The organism is Staphylococcus sp. GW821-FHT11H10 (genome assembly GCF_058807855.1).
In genome coordinates this window covers 102,249-122,459 of record NZ_JBXARC010000005.1, presented here as the reverse complement: position 1 = coordinate 122,459, position 20,211 = coordinate 102,249, and the positions used below count along the sequence as shown (strand labels likewise).

Genomic DNA, 20,211 nt, shown 5'->3' with positions numbered 1-20,211 from the left:
CATCGATTGAGATAGGTGCTTCTTTTCGTGTTACCAGCCTTGACCATCAATATTATAATTATTCAGTTGTCCATCTTGTAACGCTTGCAATGCATTCTCTATTGTATTTAAAGCATAATCTAATTGTTCATACGTAATAACTAATGGTGGTTGGAAACGTAGTACATTACCAGCTACTGCAATCAATACAAGACCATGATCAAAACAATAATTACATATTTTAAGTGCTTCTTCAGAAGCTCTCGTCTTAGCTTGTTTATTTGATACGATATCAATACCAATTGATAAACCTTTACCACGCACATCTCCAACGAAATCATAATCATTCACCCATTGATCCATTCGCTTGCGCACGTAAGCCCCTTTTTCAGAACTAGCAGTTAATAAATCTTCATCTTCAATCATACCTAATGTAGCTAAAGCCGCTTCACAACTTACAGGATTCGCACCAGTTGTAAATAGATGTGCCGGTGCCTCAAGTGTCTCTATGATTTCTTTACGACCAACAATAGCAGACATCGGTAATCCACCTGCTAGTGATTTACCAAATGTAATTAAATCCGGTGTGAAATTAAAGTGATCAATTGAACTCCATGTACCAGTTCGCCCTAACCCCTGTTGAATATCGTCTACAGCAATTAGAATACCATGTTCACGGCATAACGCTTCTAATGCCTCAAAGTAACCATCTACAGGTTCTAATAGACCTCCGTCACCTTGGATTGTTTCTACAACTATACAAGCCACTTCATCCGCTGGCACATATTTCGCAAACATTTCTTTTAATGGTGCAAGATACTCTTCAACTGTATTTGCATTTGGCTGCTCAAACATCCCTCTATATTTATCAGGGAATGGAATATGATAAAATCCATTCAATAATGGTCCATAGTGTTTGCGCATATTTAAACTAATGGCAGACATGGATAATGACCCAAATGTTGACCCATGATATGCATTTGTGAAACTAATAATGTAAGGGCGCCCCGTATAAGCTCTCGCAAATTTAATAATACCGTCATTCGCATCAGACCCACTTAATCCAAACGTTACACGCTTTTCATAGTCACCTGGAGCAATTTCACATAGCTTTTTAGATAATTTTACTGCTGGTTCATGATACATATATGCTGGTGTATAATGAATAAATTTCTCAGCTTGTTTCTTAATCGCTTCAGTAACTGGTTTAGGTGCGTGTCCTACATTTTGTGAACTTGCACTTGATAATAAATCAATATATTCTTTACCATCCACATCTACTAGTGTCGCACCATAACCATGGTCAATGGCTAATGGATAGTATTTTATTCTCCCTGATGCGGCGAAGTATTTCCCATCTTCATTAATTAATTCCTCTGCTTTACTCATATCGGCTCATCCTCCCAAGATAGACCATCCCTTTTGCTTCCCTCTATTTGAAAAGTTCTACGGCCCTCTAAATAAACACTATTTAAGTGATAATATTCAATATATTACTAATAATTGTCAGATTTGTAAATATTTTCTGAATAATCAAAAATAATTAAAGTTTATAATTTTTGGTATTTATTATTTTTTTTTAAAAAGAACCCACAAAGCTATTACTTTGCGGGTAGTTTAATATGGATAATTATTTACTTTCGTATGGAATTACATCGTCTCCATATTCTTTCTTAATATAATCTTTAATTTCTTTCGATTGCATAACTTTTAATAATTCTTGGAACTTTTTATCTTTTTTATGTCCTTCTTGTACAGCAATAATATTGGCAAACGGAGATGATTTACCTTCCATAACAATTGCATCTTTAGAAGGTTTCAAACCATTATCGATGGCATAGTTAGAATTCATAATCACTGCTGCTCCTTCACCGTTTTTATATGTCTTTGGTAAAAACTCAGCCCCTTGTTGATGATTGAATTTTAAATTCTTTTTATTTTCAGCGATATCTTCAAACTTAGCATCTTCAATTTTGACACCTTTTTTCAACTTAATGAGACCTTCATCTACAAAGAATGATAAAAATCGTCCTTCTTCCGCTGGATTATTTGAAACATAAATCGTTGAACCTTCAGGAATATCTTTTAGATTTTTATATTTTTTACTGTATACGCCCATTGGAGTTGTAAATACTTTACCTAATTCTTCTATTTTATATCCATGACTCTTCTTTTCAGCTTTTAAATAAGGTACATGTTGGAAGAAGTTCGCATCTACATCACCTTTATCTAATAGTTTATTTGGCACTTTATAATCATTTACCTCTTTAACTTCTAAATCATAACCTTTTTTCTTTAATTGTTCTTTAGCTTTCTTCAACACATCTCCATGGGGTGCAGGTGAAGCAGCAACCGTGATTTTTTTATTATCCTCTTTATCTTTGCCACATCCAGCTAATACAATAACTAAAACTAAAATACTTATAACACTTAACCATTTTTTCATGTATATCGACACCTCTTTTTTAATAATGATTCAATTACACTTCAACTCTTAAATAGTTAGAAGACATAAAAAAATACTTTCTATTATTTAAGAGAAAGTATCGATACACTTTCTCTTATCTCTTAAAGTATTGTCTACTTTATGTGAATTAGCACCATTTCGTTAAACGACGGTTGCTGGGCTTCTTAGGGCACATCCCTCCACCACTCTTGATAAGAGTTAACAAGTTTTATTGAATTGTTATTATATTAGCATTGGATAGTGTTTGGGTCAATATCATTTTTTAAATATTCTAAATTTTTAAAATGTGTGATTTCCTTCATCATAGGGAATAGCTTGTTAAACTCATTTGAAGGATGGATAATTATGATACGATACGGCTACCACTTTCTTAGTGCATTACTGATTAGCATTTTATTATTGCTTATCATGTTTACTATAGATGTCGTAACACACACGACGCACCTAACCTTGTTATTAATCAATATCGATTTCATTGCTGACCCAAATCAAACACCACTGATTTTAGAACTATTGATTCATATTGTCATTGGATTTTTAATTTACATCACATTTCTAATTATTTATAAATTTTTCAAACCTTTTTACAAAATAAGTTATTTATTACTGATCATCATTTTTCTAATATTATATCCATTACTTATTCTATTGGCACAACGTTCATTTTTTCAATTTAGTTGGACAGAATACGGTTTATGGATGATTGCACATTTGATTTTCACTGTTTGCATGGCATGGTCTATCCCTTACTTTTCTAAAAAGAAATGGTAAGTTAGCATCATTAAATTTAGTATCACGATTACTTATATTCATAAAAACTTTAATATTGTAAATCTAACTTTACAAATATGTCATTCTTTAAGCTAATTTAAAGTTTCAATATGGTTTACTTTAAACCCCTATTTTAATTAATTCTGAGTGTTACACTAAGGCTGTAAAAGATAAATAATGAAATGGGGTTTTCATTGTGATGAAGGTTTCTCTATTTGCGTCAACACTTATTTCAAGTACAGTATTATTAACTGCTTTTAGTGGACATCAAGCTTTTGCTGCTGATATCGTTACTAAGAATAACGCACAAGAAGTTGCTTCAGAGGCGTTATCAAATAGTGGAGGTAATCCAGATTTACAAAACTTTGGAAAAGTAATCGACAAAGGGGACTATTTTGAAATTAAAAGCCATAATAAAGCAAATGCTGGTTTAGGGGTTTATAAAGTTCATAAAAATGGCCAAGTCGAATATAAAAATGATAAATATAGTAACTTTAATCAACTTCAAAGTGGAGAAACATATGTTGAACACGGTATTGCAAATGCTGCTGAATTAGATGATCTAAAGGAAGAAGCATCTAAAATTAATTCTGTAGATTGTGCGCGTGAATTAAATTCATATTATGTCGGTAACGTTAAATCTAACGAAGTGCCTTCGTCTCAATCAGTAAAAAAACAAGGTAACCATAATAGCACAAATGCTCAATCTTCATTACCTGAAACTGGTCATTCAGACAGTGAACAATCCATTCAATTATTAGGTAGCATTTTCTTATTACTAGGCGGTGCGTTAGTAGCTAAACAATCTCATAAAAAAATCTCATAGAAAAAACGAGATGACTTCAAAGTCATCTCGCCTTTTTTATTATTGATTGCTGTTCCCATTCTCTTCAGTACTATCTTTTTTATTGTCGTCTTTATTGTCTTGCTGTTTTGTATCTTGCTCTACACCTTCTGGGTCACGTTCTTTCGCGCTACCTTTTTTAGGATTATAGTTTGCACCTTCAGTATATTCGTTACCCGCATTCCATAGTAAGAACTCATTCACACCATTATCTTTTAAAGCCTGAACTTGTTCAGATACTGCTTTGGCATCATAATCAATATAATTACCATCACCTAAATATGATGCTGTGAAATCTTGAATCCATGGACGAGAAATTGGTTTTTTCTTACCTAGTGAATCTAGTAAACTATTTTCTTTTTGAATGTATCGATTTACTGTTTTGTACGGTTCTGTATCCGGAGCATCTAAACCAAAGTCACCGTTACTCCAATGTGAAGGATAAATCATTGATGAAATCGCATCTACATTTTCAGACATTTTAGGGAAACTTTGACCAATGCCTGGTGCGTTTTTAACTAATGCAGAATAGCCAAATACGTCTGCCGATACGTTAACACCCATTGGTTTCAACTCTTTATTAGCATGTTCTAAGAATTTTGTAATTGTATCAACACGTTGATCACCTGAACTTAACTTGCTATTTTTGTAGTCACCCTTACTATAAGTTAAACTGTCTGCTTCATTTTCAAAGCCTTCTGGGAAACGCACATAGTCAAATTGGATATCTTGGAATCCAGCTTTAGCTGCTGCTTTAGCGACAGTAATATCATAATCCCATACTTCCTTCATGAATGGGTTAACAAAGCTATCGCCTTTACCATTAGTCCAAACTGACCCATCACTTTCTTTAAATGACCACTCAGGATGTTCTTCAGCTAATTTAGTATCCTTAAATGTAACGATACGAGCAATTGGATAAATATTGTTATTATGCAATTTTTTCAACAATTTCTTACCATCTACAATATCTAATGTGTTCTTATCTACTTGTTTATTTCCAGTGTTAAGTTTCATTGTGATATTACCTTCATCATCTTTAACATCGATAACCATTGTATTTAATTTAGAATCTTTAATGAACTTAATTAATTCATCAATCTTATCGCCTTCTGTCGAATTGCTTGTGACATAAATACCTTTAACGCCATCTTTAGGGTAATCGACTTTATTCTCATTCTTATTTTTGTCATTATTCTTTTTTAATTTCTCGCTTTGACTGTTAGTTTGTTCGTTCTTCTGGCTGTCCCCTTTTTGCCCGCTACTAGATGAATTATCACCATTACTGCACGCAGCGAGTAACAAAGCACTTGTTGTTAATACAGCAAATATTTTGTTCTTTTTCATTCCCTTAGCCTCCGAATATGCTTTATATGTATAATTAGGCTCTCATTATTTAGAATAGTAAGCGATTTAAATAGTTTAATTATCCTAAATAAGAGAACCTAACTTTCTTATAGAATAGCATACTTTATGTACTATTAATCAATTTGGCAAAATTTTATATAATAAATCATCTAATATTTGCATACATTTAATTTTTTAAAATTAATGATACCCTGATTATGTTACAAGAGTTCTGAGATGAGAATTGTCCATCACGCATAAAAATAGAGTGTACAGAAAATAGTTACTTTCTATACACTCTATTTTTCATATTAAACTAGTTATAAATTGTTAAATCTTTATATTCATCATCAAGGAGCTTTTTTAATAGAACTTCTATATTATCTTCGCAACAATAAAGACCATCTTTTACATTTAATTCTGTATCTTTATCAGAATTCGTTAACCAAATGGCAGCCATATTAACATTTAACGCTCCCATGATGTCATTTCTATAAGAATCTCCTATAAACAAGCACTCTTCAGAATTAACGTTTAATCTAGACGTGACATTTAAAAATGCTTTAGGATCAGGCTTTTCGCAACCTATATTTTCAGATATAAAAATATTCTTCTCAAAAATTGTTCTAATATCGAGATTATCAATTTTAGTGTTCTGTTCTTTAATCTTTCCATTAGTAAGTATGGCGATGTTTACATTTTCTTTCAAGGTCATAAGTAAATCATTCATTTTTCTATTAACAGTTATACTAGACAGTAGCTTAGTAAAAAAGGATTCGAAATACTCGTTAGCTTCTTCGCGAGAAATATTTATATCAAAATGCTGTAAAGTTTTAATTAGTCTTAACTCTCGCAATTCATCTAAGGTAATAACCCCTTCATCATGCTGTTTCCAAAAGTATAAATCATATTTTTCAAATAATTTCATAAAGTCACTATAATCTATATCTTTAAACAACGTATACGTTTCAAACGTATCTTTATTCGCTTTTATCCATAATTTATTAAAAGAAAATAGCGTATTATCTAAATCAAAAATAACCAATTTTACTTTTTTAATCATTACTCACACGCCTTTTTAAATGAATGAAGGGTTCAAAAACTCCCTACTTTAAAATAAATGATAACATAAAACGAACTATCATTCACATTTTATATAAATAGTTCGTTTTTATGTCGTTAATAATAAGAAACTATGTTAAATATTTGTAGGTATTTTTTAAACTAATGACCATCTTAATGATTATGTTATAAGTTTTTGAGACTTGAATTACTTATAACCCATTTAATATGATCTTGCGTTTTCAATTGTTGTAACTTGATGAATTCATTATTATTTTCAGGAAATTGCCACACATATTTTATAAATTCAAAACTAATTGTATTCGGATTACCCCCAATACGATGACGTTTCAAATTGTGAATAATCACCCTTTTTATGACACGGTAAATACACTTCCATCTAGGTTCTTTTAACCATATAACGTCAGTTGCTCTCTTCAACCTTAAAGGTAGTGTGTCCGAATAATTACCATCAATAATCCAAGTATTTTTAGCAATAATTTGATTAAGCTGTTCAATTAATTCTTCTTGACTAATCGTCGTTTTGTTATCAATCCAATTGATGATATCCATATGATATAAAGGTATGCCATACATTTTATGTAAATGATGAGCTAATGTCGATTTACCAGAGCCTGGACTTCCAATAATTAAAATACGTTTTTCCATTTTCCCCTCACTTAATAAGATTTATTTACTTTATTATCGCTAAATACGTCTAATTTATGAAACTATAAACTGTAAAATATGAATTTTCAATAAATATAAGTTTTATAACTTGAGAATGATCTTTATTTTTATCATAATAAATATGAAAGTTAATTAAAGGAGTGGAAAGAGTAATGAATAAAGAACAATTAGAAAAAATGACAAATGGGAAAGGTTTTATCGCAGCATTAGACCAAAGTGGCGGTAGTACTCCTAAAGCATTAAAAGAGTATGGTGTAAACGAGGACGAATATAGCAATGATGACGAAATGTTCCAACTTGTGCACGATATGCGTACTAGAGTTGTAACTTCACCTTCATTCTCTCCAGACAAAATTTTAGGTGCTATCCTTTTCGAACAAACTATGGATCGTGAAGTTGAAGGCAAATACACTGGTGACTACTTAGCAGACAAAGGTGTTGTACCTTTCTTAAAAGTCGACAAAGGTTTAGCTGAACAACAAAACGGTGTTCAATTAATGAAACCTATCGATGATTTAGACGATACTTTAGACCGTGCAGTTGAACGTCATATCTTCGGTACTAAAATGCGTTCTAATATCTTAGAATTAAATGAACAAGGTATCAAAGATGTTGTTGAACAACAATTTGAATTCGCTAAAAAAATCATTGCTAAAGGTTTAGTACCAATCATTGAACCTGAAGTTAACATTAACGCTAAAGATAAAGCTGAAATTGAAGAAGTATTAAAAGCTGAACTTAAAAAAGGCTTAGATGCTTTAAACGATGATCAATTAGTAATGTTAAAATTAACTATCCCAACTAAAGCTAACTTATACAAAGAATTAGCAGATCATCCAAATGTTGTACGCGTGGTTGTATTATCAGGTGGTTACAGCAGAGACGAAGCTAACAAATTATTGAAAGACAATGATGAATTAATCGCAAGCTTCTCACGTGCATTAGCAAGTGACTTACGTGCTAGCCAATCACAAGAAGAATTTGATAAAGCATTAGGTGACGCAGTAGATTCTATCTACGACGCATCAGTAAATAAAAACTAAGGTGCGAAGAAAAGCGTTCAGATCGTGAGCAATAACGAGCTATGAGCAAAAATCGCTCTTTGATTTTAGCGATTAGCGTATTATTGTCAAACGATCTGCTTTTCGTAGCCCGTTTATCATTCCGGCGAAGTGCTCTACAACTTCACTCGAATATTTAAAAGCCGACTGGTTATTTCAACCGGCCGGCTTTTCTAATATTCACTATTTATAGAAACGTTCTAATTTTTGTTTAGTTTCCTCAATAAATACATTTAATTCTTTTTGTTTTTCTTCATCTTGTAATGCGCTTTGACTTGCTTTCATAAATCCATGAAATAATCCTTGTAATTGTTCACGAGATGCTTTCATCTGTTCAAAATCTACATTTTTAAATTGTTCTAAGCGTTTTGTAAATTCATCTTGGTCTACATTCTCTTTTAAAAAAGTTTTACCTTCATCTGTAATTGTGTAGATTTTTTTGTTACCTTCTTTAGAAATCGATACAAAGTCTCTATCTTCCAACATTTGTAATATTGGATAAATTGAACAAGGACTCGGTGAATAGAATCCTTTGAAACGTTCTTCTAAATCCTTAATGATTTGATAACCATGACGTGATTCCTCTTCTAACATTTGTAAAATTATAAATTGTAAATTTCCCTTTTTGAAGAATCTATCTCGACCTCCACCACGGCGTCCAAAACCACCAAATCTCTCAAATCCTTGTGGCCCTTTACTTCTACCAAATTGTTCAAAATGATCCATTCTTTGTCTTATATCTTGCATATGTCTTCTAAACATCATTAAAATCACCTTTTTTATTTAAATAATTACTTTTTCGATATATCGTTATGTTTTTTAACAAAAATAAATACCACCCCAACAAACCCTGTCAGAATAGTATTTACGATTATTCTTCATCATTAAATTCCTCGTTTGTGAGTTGCTCGAGATTACCGAATAATGGTTTCCACTCTTCAATGGTATAATTTGAAACCAATCCCTTATACCAAAATGGATCTTTCTCAAGTAATGTCATTAATTCGTCTCGATTTTTAACTTTAAATATTAAATAAGCTTCTTTTATATCTTTCCGCGCATTCACTGTAGGACCAGAAACGATTAAATGTCCTTGTTTGATTAATTTCTTCAAATATAAAACATGTGGAACAACGTACTTTTTCCATCTTTTTAAATCAGTATGTTCAAATTTTACGATGTAGTGTTTCATCGAATGCCTCCTCTAAACGTGAATCAATACTTTACCAAATTTACCCCCAGTGATAACAGGTATGGTATCGCCATATTTATCTCGTAAATAGTGTTCTACGCTTGCAAGTTGCTGTTCATCTAGTTCTACTTCTACTTCTTTTAACCATTGTGGCAATTGCTGCATCACATCTTCAATTGGTTTGTCATTATGTTGCGTATGGCGTTCGATTAATGTTTCATAAGTATAATCATTAAAGTATAACAACTGTAATAAATAATACATATCCGCCGTCATAGGTTGACTTTCTTCGTCTAAAAATGCCACGACTTCGTCGACAATTGAGTTTTCCTTAGGTCCTGCAATTAAACTGACATAAACAAATTTCTGTGCAATATCGATTGCCTTGCTAACCGCTTCCCACGTAGTCACTGCTGGACACATTGACGCAAAAACTAAATCATGCTGCCCTAATTCTTCTAGTTGAGCATCTTCAAACGATTGATTTAATGTTTTAAGTGTTACACCGTAATGATTTGCATTATCTTTTAACATGTCATGTAAAATTGGCGATGGTTCCAACGCTGTAACTTTAGCACCTTCTTTAGCAAACGGGACACTAAACACTCCTGACGCAGCCCCTACATCTAATACACTTAAATTACTAAATCGACCTGTTTGTTGCTCAATCCAATTCATAATCCGTTTCGTACGGTGCTGGCTTTCTTCAGTAAAAGAATTTTTATTAAAGTTTTCTGCCCACTTTTCAAAACCTGGTGCCGATGGATCACCTAAACCTGCACGTTTCATCCTTTTATCCTGAGTATTAGGGTCATCTTCCCACGCTTTCTCCCAATATTGATTACTAAATATATCTTTTGTCATAAGTAATCTCCTTTTCATTTGATACCCTCATCTTAACCACTCTTGTATAGTTCATAAACTAATTCGCATTCTCATTAAAAAAGCTTTCAACCAATCCAAAGCAAGTTAGCTACGCTTTGAAAATGATTGAAAGCTTATGTTGTATTCTATTATTCCTAACAATTTCAAAAGTTACAGTTCTTCACCGTTTGACTCAATCACATTACGATACCAGTCAAATGAGTCTTTCTTTGTACGTTCTAGTGAGCCATTTCCTTCATTATCACGATCTACGTGAATTAAGCCATAACGTTTTTTCATTTCACCTGTTGTAAATGACACGATATCAATAATACCCCATGGTGTGTAGCCCATTAAATCAACACCATCTTTGTCAACTGCATCAATAGCTGCTTTGATATGTTCACGTAAATAATCTACACGATAATCATCATGGATTTGTCCATTTTCATCAAACTCATCCACGGCACCAAAGCCATTTTCAACAATAAACAATGGAATTTGATAGCGATTATATAAGGCATTTAATATATAACGTAACCCTACTGGATCGATTGCCCAACCCCAATCACTCTTCTTAATATAAGGGTTATCTACTGAATTAGGTAAACCACCATTAACGATATTATCTTCGACACTTGCTTCATTATCATGTTTTACGACAGTTGACATATAGTAGCTAAATCCAATGTAATCCACTTTGCCATCACGTAAAATTTCATCATCACCCTCTTGCCAACCAATGTCGAAACCTTCACGTTCAAACATCTTCGTTGCATAACCTGGGTAATAACCACGCGCATGAACATCAGGGAAGAAGAAACGCATACGACTAGCCACTTCTGCTTCCATAATATCATTTGGATTACAACTATATGGGTAGATTGGAACATGTGAAATCATCGCACCAATTTCGAACTCAGGATTGATTTCTTTACCAATCTTAACTGCTTTAGCACTAGCGATTAATTCATTATGTGCTACTTGGTACAATACCTCTTCTTTATTATCGTCCTCTTTTAATGAGACACCTGAGTTTGTCCATAAGAAGATTGGATTATTAATGTCCATTTGGTTATTAATTTCGTTAAATGTCATCCAATATTTCACTTTATCTTTATAACGGTTAAATACTGTTTCTGCAAAATGTGCAAAGAAATCTGCCACTTTACGATTTCTGAAACCACCATATTCACGAGCTAAGTGTAACGGCATTTCAAAATGTGAAAGTGTGATAACAGGTTGAATTTTATATTTTAATAACTCATCAAATAAGTCATCATAGAATTGTAAACCTTCCTCATTGGGTTCAACTTCGTCACCTTTTGGAAAAATTCGAGTCCAAGCAATTGATGTTCTTAAGCATTTTAAACCCATGTCACTAAACATTTTCACATCTTCTTTATAACGATTGTAGAAATCAATGCCAACATGATTTGGATAATATTTGTCAGGTTCTACATCTTGCGTAATTTCACGTGCTTTACCGTGTGCCCCAGCTGTCATAACATCAATGACACTTAGTCCTTTTCCACCTTGATCATAGCCACCTTCGAATTGATTAGCCGCTAAAGCGCCACCCCATAAGAAATCATTAGGTAATTTAGACATGTTCCAAAACTCCTTTATAATTTTTTCATTAGTGTTTTACTTTTTAACTACTTTCATAATCTTATCATTAACAACAATACGAAAGCCTTTTCAAAATCTATTGTAATTATACCGGTACAATTTGTAAACAGAATAATCAAAATTATACCGGTACAATTTACTAATAGTGTTTTACATTTGTTATAATAAAAATAAATTACGCATTAAGGGAGTCAAATGATGTTAAAGTACGAACGAATTGCTCAAGATATTACAAGTGCCATTGCAAATGATGAATATAATGTTGGTGATAAACTTCCAAGTGTCGAACAATTAAAAGCACGATATAAGGTTAGCAAAAGTACCATCATTAAAGCATTAGCGATACTCCAAAGAGATGGTATGATTTTCCAAACAAGAGGCAGTGGAATTTATGTACGAAATAAAAATAAATCAGGGTATATCAACCTTTTGAAAACAAAGGGTTTCTCAGATAATCTGCAAGGCCATCAAATCACAAGTAAAGTTTTAACGTTTGAAACGATAAAACCTAATGATGAAGTAAGAGCGCACTTACGTTTAACGGAACAAGATGAAGAAGTTTATTATGTCGAACGTATTCGCTATTTAGATCATAACCCTTTATGTATTGAAACATCTTACTTCAATAAAACATTAGTTACTCACCTTGATCATGACAGTGCAGAACATTCAATATTCGACTATCTACAAGCACAGCTTAAGATTAATATCGGTTTTTCTGATATCTATTTCTATATTGATTTTCTTACTGAACGTGAAGCACCACAATTGGATCTCAATCCAAATGATCCTTGTATGCGTCATGATTTAACCTTTTACACTAATAAAGGACTACCTTTTGATTATTCAAAGATTGTTTATCATTATAAATACGCCAACTTCTTTATACCTATAGAAAGTTAAAAAAAGAGTCGCTTGAGCTATAAACTCTCAAGCGACTCTTACTTATTATTAACACATCTTATTTAGCGTCTTCATAGTATCCTAATTCAAGATCTTTAGACGTTTGACGACGTATTTTTCTCATTAATTCAACATCTTCAATTAATGATTGACCGTATGATGGAATCATTTCTTTAATTTTAGCATTCCATTGGCCGATTTGTTCTGGGAAGTTTTTCTCAAGAACTTCTAAAGCTACTGATACTGAAGTTGATGCCCCTGGTGATTCACCAAGTAAAGCAATCACTGAATGATCTTCAGAGTTAACCACTTCTGTACCGAATTGGATAAATCCTTTACCTTCTTTTTCAGTATCTTTAATTACTTGTACACGTTTACCTGCTGTGTATAATTCCCAATCTTCATCACGAGCTTCAGGGTAGAATGTACGTAAATGGTTCATACAACCCTCTTTAGTCATGATAATTTGATCAAATGAATATTTAATCAATGGTAAGTTTTTAACTGCAGCAGCTAACATCGTTGTAATGTTATAAGGTTTGATAGATTTGAATAAATCTAAGTTTGAGCCATTTTTAAGGAATTTAGGTCCAACGTTTGCAAATGGTCCAAATAATAACGTACGTTTACCTTCGATATAACGAGCATCAAGGTGAGGTACTGTCATTGGTGGTGTACCTGGTGGTTCTTTACCATATACTTTCGCATCATGTGCTTCAATTACTTGTGGATTTGTACATGCTAAGAATTGACCAGTAATAGGGAATCCACCTAAATGTTTACTTTCAGGGATGCCTGTTTTTTGTAGTAATGGAATTGCAGCACCACCTGCACCAATGAATACATAGTCAGTAACTTCTTCAAATACGCTACCAGTTTTAAGATCTTTGATTTTAACTTGCCATTTACCATTTGATAAACGTTCAAAATCAAGTACTTGGTGACTATATTTAACTTCAACATGCTCGTCTAACTCTAAGTGACGTGCCATTTTACGTGTTAATTCACCAAAGTTAACGTCTGTACCTTCGTCGATTTTACTAGCAGCCATTTTGCCGTCATCAACGCGACCTTGCATCATTAATGGAATCCATTTTCTCATTACTTCAATGTCTTCAGTATATTCGATGTTATCGAACATTGGTGATTGTTTCATTGCTTCATAACGTTTCTTCAAGAATTCTTTATTGTTAACGCCTCTAACAAAACTAATGTGTGGAAGAGGATTAATAAATTCTCTTGGATTCTCAATATGTCCTGCTTTCACTAAGTGACCCCAGAACTGTTTTGAAATTTCAAATTCTTCGTTGATTTCTTTTGCTTTATCAATGTCAATTGAACCATCAGGTTGTTGAACAGTGTAGTTCAATTCACAAAGTGCAGCATGACCAGTACCAGCGTTGTGGCGTTCATTAGAACTTTCAAGACCTGGTCGATCCATACGTTCATAAAGCTTGATATTCCAATTAGGCTCAAGCTCATTTAACATAGAACCAAATGTTGTACTTAAGACACCCGCACCAATTAAAATGACGTCTTTTGATTCTGCCATGGTTGTACACCTCTCCAAATTTATTAGTTAACAACTAAAAAGCTATTACTTACTACTCTTTCTCCCTAATATAAAGTAATATCTTTTTATATTAAGATTGTTAAGCCTTTCATTTCTATGTTAAAACAAATATGGTAAATTGTAAATTGCGAAACTTAATTAAAATTATTTTTTTATATGAAAATGAACGCATCAACGCTACCTATTTTTTATAAGAAAACACCTAGTTACAGATATGCAACTAAGTGTTTAAATTCATCTCATTTTAACCTTATAAAACTGTAACCAAATACTTCTTTATTCTTGCAATTACAATTTAGGTTGTAAAAACTTCTCAATATAGAATGCTGACTCTTCAATCGATTTATATTCCGTATTGATGACTGTCGCATTTAATTTCTTGAAGACTTCCTCAGCATATACAAGTTCTTTTTTAATACGATCCAAGTTATTGTATCGTGATTCACTGGATAAGCCTAACGTTTCAGCACGATTCTTTCGTATGTTTGCAATATACTGTGGACTCGCAGTTAATCCAAATACTTTTAACCCTTTTTGTTTATAAACATTATCAGGAATTTCAATTTCAGGTACCAATGGTATATTAGCTATTTTATAACCTTTGTTAGCTAAATACATACTTAATGGTGTTTTAGATGTTCGTGACACACCGACAATTAATGCATCCGCTTCTCCAATATCAGTAAAATGTTTACCATCATCGTATTTAACAGAGTATTCAATCGCTTCAATACGCTTGAAATATTCATCATTTAATTTACGTAACGCACCACTCTCCATAAGCGGTTGACTGTGTGTTACCTTCTCAATAATGCTGATTAAACCAGACATGTAGTCAACATAAGGAATATCATGTTCATGCGCAAATTGATGTCCCAATGCATTAAAGGATTCACTTACTAACGTCGTCGCTACAATCGCATGTTGTTCACGTGCTAAATTTAAAATATTTAAGAATTCCTCTTCATCTTTAATATATGGAAATTTCTTAATTTCAACATTATGCAAATCAGGGAATTGTGTTAATGTTGCATGAATCATTCGTTGTGCTGTTTCGCCAATGGAATCTGATACGATAAATAACTTTAGAATTTGTTCATTTGATTGAGTTTCGTTCACTTTACTGCTCGCTTTCCTCCGCTTGACTCTGAGCTGTTGCTAAAATTGCACCTGGAACACGGAATGGTGAGCATGAAACATAGTCTATCGCTAATTGATTGAAACGACGAATAGACTTAGCATCTCCACCTAATTCACCACAAACACCGATTTTGATTTTCGGATTCACTTTTTTAGCTTGTTCAACTGCAATTTCGATTAATTTTCCGACACCATCTCTATCTAACGTTTGGAATGGGTCAAGCTTCAATATATTACTTTCAGTATACACATTTATAAATTTACCTGCATCATCTCTTGAGAAACCAAATGTCAATTGCGTTAAATCATTTGTACCAAAGCTAAAGAAATCACAATGTTTTGCTAATTCATCTGCTACTAAACATGCGCGCGGTGTTTCAATCATAGTACCAATTAAATATGGTACGTTGTCACCTTGTTCATCCTCTAATTGTTCAATGGTTTTAACCAATTTCTCTTTAAGCGTTGTGAATTCTTCCACAGTTGATACTAGCGGAATCATAATTTCAGGTTTACATGTTATACCCTCTTTTTTAAGTTTTAATACGCTTCCCATAATCGCTTCAACTTGCATTTCATATAACTCAGGGTATGTGATTGCAAGTCTACAACCACGGTGTCCTAGCATTGGATTCACTTCATGAAGATCTACAATGCGTTTATTCAATACTTCTTTAGGAATGTTGAGTTGTCGTGCAACATTTTCAACATCTTCATCTGAATTAGGTAAAAACTCATGCAACGGTGGATCAAGCAAACGGACAATTGTAGGACGCTCTCCAGATAATCGGAATATTGCTTCAAAGTCTTCTACTTGATACTTACGAATATTATTCAAAGCTTCTACTCGTTGTTCATATGAAGATGAAAGAATAAATCGTCGCATTTCAACTAAACGTTCTGCTCCGAAGAACATATGCTCCGTACGAACTAAACCAATACCTTTAGAACCAAAGTCATAACCCGCTTTAATATCTTGAGGCGTCTCTGCATTCATTCGAACATTCAAGCGTGCAATATCCTCTGACCATTCCATAAATTGAGTGAACTCTTCACTGTGTTCAGCACTCACTGTTTCAATCTCACCTATGTAGATGTCACCTTTAGAACCATCAACTGAAATTGTATCGCCTTCATGAAGTTCCCCACCATCATAGTAAACTGTCTTTGCTACAGTATTGATCTCTAAATCAGAACAACCTGTCACACAACATTTACCCATACCACGAGCTACAACTGCTGCGTGAGATGTCATACCTCCGTGTGTTGTTACGATTGCTTCACTCGCAATCATACCTTCAATATCTTCAGGAGACGTTTCCGGACGCATTAAGATAACTTTCTTACCTGCATCAGCTTGTGCCTTAGCATCTTCAGCTGAAAATACAATTTGTCCTGTAGCAGCCCCTGGACTTGCAGGTAAACCTATTTTTGAAATTTCAGTCGCTTGTTTTAGTGCTTTTTCATCAAAATTAGGATGTAATAATTGGTCGATTGATTTCACATCAACATTTGACATCGCTTCTTCTTTTTTAATGACACCTTCATCTACTAAATCTACTGCTATCTTAATTGCTGCACGTGCCGTACGTTTACCATTACGAGTTTGTAATAAGTATAACTTTCCATTTTCAATCGTAAACTCAATATCTTGCATATCTTTATAATGCTGTTCAAGTTGTTTCGTTACTTCAACAAATTCTTGATGTACGTCAGGCATTTGATCGTGTAAAGTTGAAATGTCTTTTGGTGTACGGATACCAGCTACGACATCTTCACCCTGTGCATTTAATAAATATTCACCAAATAATTTATTTTCTCCGCTCACAGGATTACGAGTGAATGCAACACCTGTTCCACTATTATTACCACTATTACCAAATACCATTTCTTGGATATTAACAGCAGTACCTATGTCATGTGGAATATCATTTAAATCACGATAAATTCGTGCACGGTCATTGTCCCAAGACTTAAAGACCGCTTCGATTGCTTCTTCTAATTGTTTCAAAGGTTCTTGAGGGAACGGTTTATAAACTTCTTCCATATAAATGTCTTTGAAACGTTCACAAATTTCTTGTAAACCTTCAGCTGTAATTGCAGCGTCATTTTCAAAGTTGTGACGTTGTTTATAATCTTCAAAATATGTATCAAATGCTTGCATCGGAACGTTGTATACCACTTCACCGAACATTTGTAGTAAGCGACGGTAACAGTCATATGCAAAGCGAGCATCACCTGTTTTATCTGCAAGTTTCTTTACGTTATCGTCATTTAATCCCAAGTTAAGAATTGTATCCATCATACCAGGCATCGATATTTTCGCACCACTTCGTACAGATACAAGTAATAAGTTAGCATCTGATGAGAATGCTTTCCCAGTTCTCTCTGAAAAGTCAGCAAGATGATCAATTAATTGTGTTTTTACATCAGTTGATAATGATTTACCTTGTCTTAAGTATTCTATACAAGCGGCAGTTGTTATTGTAAAACCATCTGGCACAGGTAAACCTAAACGTTTCATTTCAGATAGGTTAGCACCTTTACCTCCAAGTAAATCTTTCATCGATTTTTGTCCTTCATCAAAAGCATAAATATATTTCGTCATTATAATGTCACCTCAATTAATTATTATGTCATACTAATTAATATAGAGTATGTCATATAATCAAGATAAATACAATTAAAAACATCACATTTAGTTTCAAGATTTATAAAAAAGACACAATTAGAGCACAAAATGGACTTACAATAGTAATTGAATGTCTATTATGCACGCTTTAATTGTGTCATACTATTTTCATATTTATTCAGTTTAATTGATATGATTTTGAAAATAATCAGTCACAAAAGTCTTAAATGACGATGCTACTTCTGTAAAGTAATGAGATTTTTTATAAGCTAAACCAATCTCCCGATAACAATGTTCATTGTTAATAGGTATTGCTACAATTTGCTTATCCAAATTTCTTAAGGCTTGTTTGGGTGTGAATGAGATGCCTATATTCATAGCTACTAGTTTTAAAATAGCGCTCGAATCCTCAACCTCTACTTGATAATTAGGAACAATCCCTTCTTGTTTTAAAATGTAATCTATCGTATCTCGAAAACCATAACCTTCAATTTGACCTATCAATCGTTCATCTTTAATTTGTGTTAATTCAAGAGAAGTACATTGAGAGAGAGAGGATGTTCTTTACTAACAGTTAAATAAATATCATCTTGTATGATAGGTTCCCAACTTATATCGCGATGTTCAATTTTAGAAGATGATATAGCAAAATCTACTTCGTTATTTAAAATCAAATGATTGCCCGTTCAGATATTGCTTGATATTGCTTAATTTTAATATTGGGATGTCGTGACACATAATTTTGAATGAGTAATGGCATAACATGTGGAAATGTTACTGCAAAAGTAACTTGACCACTTTCGATACCTGTTAATTCTTTGATTATACGTTCTCCTTCATTTAATTCCCTAAATGCACTATCGATATAATTCAGCATTAATTCACCATATCGGTTTAAGTAGATATGTCTGCCTTTCCGGTCAAATAATGCCACACCCAACTCATCTTCAATTGATGCAATCGCCTTACTTAGTGCTGCTTGAGAAATATTCAGTCGCTTTGCCGCCTCTGAAATATTATTCATATTAGCTACCACTTTAAAATATTTGAGCTTTGTAATCTCCAAACACTACACCTCAAATCATAACTTTAAGTTATAAAAATATAATTATTATGCATTATACATTATATATTGGCGATGATACCATTAAATTGTGATGAGACTATTTCTGAAAAGGGGATTATTATGAGACTAGAAAACAAAGTAGCTTTAATTACTGGTTCAGGTGGTGGAATAGGCTTCGAAACTGCTAAGCGTTTTGTTGAAGAGGGTGCAACAGTTATCATTTCAGACCTTAAAGAAGATGTAGTCAATCAAGCGATTGACACACTTTCTAAAGAAACTAATCAAAAGGTATACGGTTATGTCTTAGATGTTTCTAAAGAAGCTAGCGTTGAAGATACATTTTCGAATATCAAGCATGATATTGGTAAATTAGACATACTCATTAATTGTGCGGGTATAACTGGCGCTGACAAAACGACAGACCAACTCACTGAAGAAGAATGGGATCAGGTTTTTGCAGTCGATGTAAAAGGCGTATTCTTCTGTACTAAACAACTGTACCACTCTTACGTGAAAATGGTGGCGGTTCAATCGTTAACTTCTCATCTATCTTAGGTTTAGTGGGTACAGATGAACTCACACCATACGCAGCTGCTAAAGCTGCTGTTACAAATATGACACGACAAGATGCCATCAGCTTTGGTAAAGATCACATTCGTGTTAACTCTGTTCATCCAGGTACAATATTAACACCTTTAGTGAAAAAACTCGGTGCAGAAACAGAAGGTGGTTTAGAAGCCTATACTGCTAAAATGTCTGAACGCCATCCAATTGGCTATTTAGGTGAACTTGTAGATGTTGCCAATGCAGTATTATTCTTAGCAAGTGATGAAGCTCGATTTATTACAGGTGCAGCATTAACTGTAGACGGTGGATACACTGCCAGATAATATGCTTCATCAATTGGTATCGAATACTCAATCAAACACAAAAATAACACCTCGTTAGATGACCAAAGCATTTAACGAGGTGTCTTTTATACATTGAA

General features: G+C 33.3%; 17 protein-coding genes, 2 pseudogenes and 1 riboswitch. Of the genes and pseudogenes, 5 read left to right on the top strand and 14 right to left on the bottom strand.

Features of this window, described 5'->3' with window-relative positions:
• Positions 1-30 precede the first annotated feature (30 nt).
• Positions 31-1,368 carry an aspartate aminotransferase family protein gene (locus AC1RRU_RS04760; protein ID WP_053022603.1) on the bottom strand — a complete coding sequence of 446 codons (1,338 nt, stop codon included), beginning with the start codon at positions 1,366-1,368 and terminating at the stop codon, positions 31-33.
• Between the two features lie 241 nt (positions 1,369-1,609).
• Positions 1,610-2,425: a MetQ/NlpA family ABC transporter substrate-binding protein gene (locus AC1RRU_RS04755; RefSeq protein WP_033079716.1), complete on the bottom strand. Its 816-nt coding sequence runs from the start codon at positions 2,423-2,425 to the stop codon at positions 1,610-1,612.
• A 112-nt stretch (positions 2,426-2,537) separates the two neighbouring features.
• A riboswitch (SAM riboswitch) is annotated at positions 2,538-2,644 on the bottom strand.
• Positions 2,645-2,791: 147 nt separating this feature from the next.
• Between AC1RRU_RS04755 and AC1RRU_RS04750 the strand changes: the two genes are divergently transcribed.
• Positions 2,792-3,217, top strand: coding sequence for a hypothetical protein (locus AC1RRU_RS04750; RefSeq protein ID WP_048668164.1), 426 nt, complete (start codon positions 2,792-2,794; stop codon positions 3,215-3,217).
• Positions 3,218-3,416: 199 nt separating this feature from the next.
• The gene (locus tag AC1RRU_RS04745) at positions 3,417-4,043 is read left to right on the top strand and encodes an LPXTG cell wall anchor domain-containing protein (RefSeq protein WP_210423035.1); all 627 of its coding nucleotides are present in this window, start codon (positions 3,417-3,419) and stop codon (positions 4,041-4,043) included.
• A gap of 39 nt (positions 4,044-4,082) precedes the next feature.
• Here AC1RRU_RS04745 and AC1RRU_RS04740 read toward each other — a convergent pair whose 3' ends face one another.
• The 3 genes from AC1RRU_RS04740 to AC1RRU_RS04730 all read right to left on the bottom strand — a co-directional run bounded on the left by AC1RRU_RS04740 (position 4,083) and on the right by AC1RRU_RS04730 (position 7,139).
• A complete protein-coding gene (locus AC1RRU_RS04740; RefSeq protein WP_048668166.1) occupies positions 4,083-5,408 on the bottom strand; it encodes a putative glycoside hydrolase in 1,326 nt (441 codons plus the stop codon).
• A 316-nt stretch (positions 5,409-5,724) separates the two neighbouring features.
• On the bottom strand, positions 5,725-6,471 hold the full coding sequence (locus tag AC1RRU_RS04735) for an HAD family hydrolase (protein WP_011274778.1): 747 nt from the start codon (positions 6,469-6,471) through the stop codon (positions 5,725-5,727).
• A gap of 185 nt (positions 6,472-6,656) precedes the next feature.
• Complete coding sequence (locus tag AC1RRU_RS04730) at positions 6,657-7,139, bottom strand: AAA family ATPase (RefSeq protein WP_016930664.1); 483 nt, start codon at positions 7,137-7,139, stop codon at positions 6,657-6,659.
• A 173-nt stretch (positions 7,140-7,312) separates the two neighbouring features.
• Between AC1RRU_RS04730 and AC1RRU_RS04725 the strand changes: the two genes are divergently transcribed.
• A complete protein-coding gene (locus AC1RRU_RS04725) occupies positions 7,313-8,203 on the top strand; it encodes a fructose bisphosphate aldolase (RefSeq protein ID WP_011274776.1) in 891 nt (296 codons plus the stop codon).
• 201 nt (positions 8,204-8,404) lie between these two features.
• Here AC1RRU_RS04725 and AC1RRU_RS04720 read toward each other — a convergent pair whose 3' ends face one another.
• From AC1RRU_RS04720 to AC1RRU_RS04705, 4 genes are all read right to left on the bottom strand, one after another.
• Positions 8,405-8,983 carry a PadR family transcriptional regulator gene (locus AC1RRU_RS04720; RefSeq protein WP_037570947.1) on the bottom strand — a complete coding sequence of 193 codons (579 nt, stop codon included), beginning with the start codon at positions 8,981-8,983 and terminating at the stop codon, positions 8,405-8,407.
• A 109-nt stretch (positions 8,984-9,092) separates the two neighbouring features.
• Positions 9,093-9,413 (bottom strand): YciI family protein, encoded by a 321-nt coding sequence (locus AC1RRU_RS04715; protein ID WP_033079711.1) that lies wholly within the window; start codon positions 9,411-9,413, stop codon positions 9,093-9,095.
• Between the two features lie 12 nt (positions 9,414-9,425).
• Entirely contained in the window at positions 9,426-10,277 is an 852-nt protein-coding gene (locus AC1RRU_RS04710) for a class I SAM-dependent methyltransferase (protein ID WP_033079710.1), read from the bottom strand.
• Positions 10,278-10,448: 171 nt separating this feature from the next.
• Positions 10,449-11,888, bottom strand: a complete 1,440-nt coding sequence (locus AC1RRU_RS04705; RefSeq protein WP_033079709.1) for a 6-phospho-beta-glucosidase — start codon at positions 11,886-11,888, stop codon at positions 10,449-10,451.
• Positions 11,889-12,107: 219 nt separating this feature from the next.
• On the opposite strand from AC1RRU_RS04705, the gene AC1RRU_RS04700 reads away from it, so the two are divergent.
• Positions 12,108-12,812 carry a GntR family transcriptional regulator gene (locus AC1RRU_RS04700; protein WP_037570950.1) on the top strand — a complete coding sequence of 235 codons (705 nt, stop codon included), beginning with the start codon at positions 12,108-12,110 and terminating at the stop codon, positions 12,810-12,812.
• 58 nt (positions 12,813-12,870) lie between these two features.
• On the opposite strand, the gene lqo is transcribed toward AC1RRU_RS04700, so the two are convergent.
• The 5 genes and pseudogenes from lqo to AC1RRU_RS04675 form a co-directional block, all read right to left on the bottom strand.
• A complete protein-coding gene (gene lqo / locus AC1RRU_RS04695; RefSeq protein WP_033079707.1) occupies positions 12,871-14,364 on the bottom strand; it encodes an L-lactate dehydrogenase (quinone) in 1,494 nt (497 codons plus the stop codon).
• Positions 14,365-14,673: 309 nt separating this feature from the next.
• Positions 14,674-15,504, bottom strand: coding sequence for a pyruvate, water dikinase regulatory protein (locus tag AC1RRU_RS04690; RefSeq protein WP_053022025.1), 831 nt, complete (start codon positions 15,502-15,504; stop codon positions 14,674-14,676).
• A gap of 1 nt (position 15,505) precedes the next feature.
• Complete coding sequence (gene ppdK, locus AC1RRU_RS04685; protein ID WP_016930660.1) at positions 15,506-18,133, bottom strand: pyruvate, phosphate dikinase; 2,628 nt, start codon at positions 18,131-18,133, stop codon at positions 15,506-15,508.
• 207 nt (positions 18,134-18,340) lie between these two features.
• Positions 18,341-18,697: pseudogene (locus AC1RRU_RS04680) on the bottom strand (LysR family transcriptional regulator substrate-binding protein); the annotation flags it as partial.
• A gap of 130 nt (positions 18,698-18,827) precedes the next feature.
• Positions 18,828-19,223: a LysR family transcriptional regulator gene (locus tag AC1RRU_RS04675; RefSeq protein WP_011274765.1), complete on the bottom strand. Its 396-nt coding sequence runs from the start codon at positions 19,221-19,223 to the stop codon at positions 18,828-18,830.
• A 72-nt stretch (positions 19,224-19,295) separates the two neighbouring features.
• On the opposite strand from AC1RRU_RS04675, the pseudogene AC1RRU_RS04670 reads away from it, so the two are divergent.
• Positions 19,296-20,113, top strand: a pseudogene (locus AC1RRU_RS04670) (SDR family NAD(P)-dependent oxidoreductase).
• Positions 20,114-20,211 lie beyond the last annotated feature (98 nt).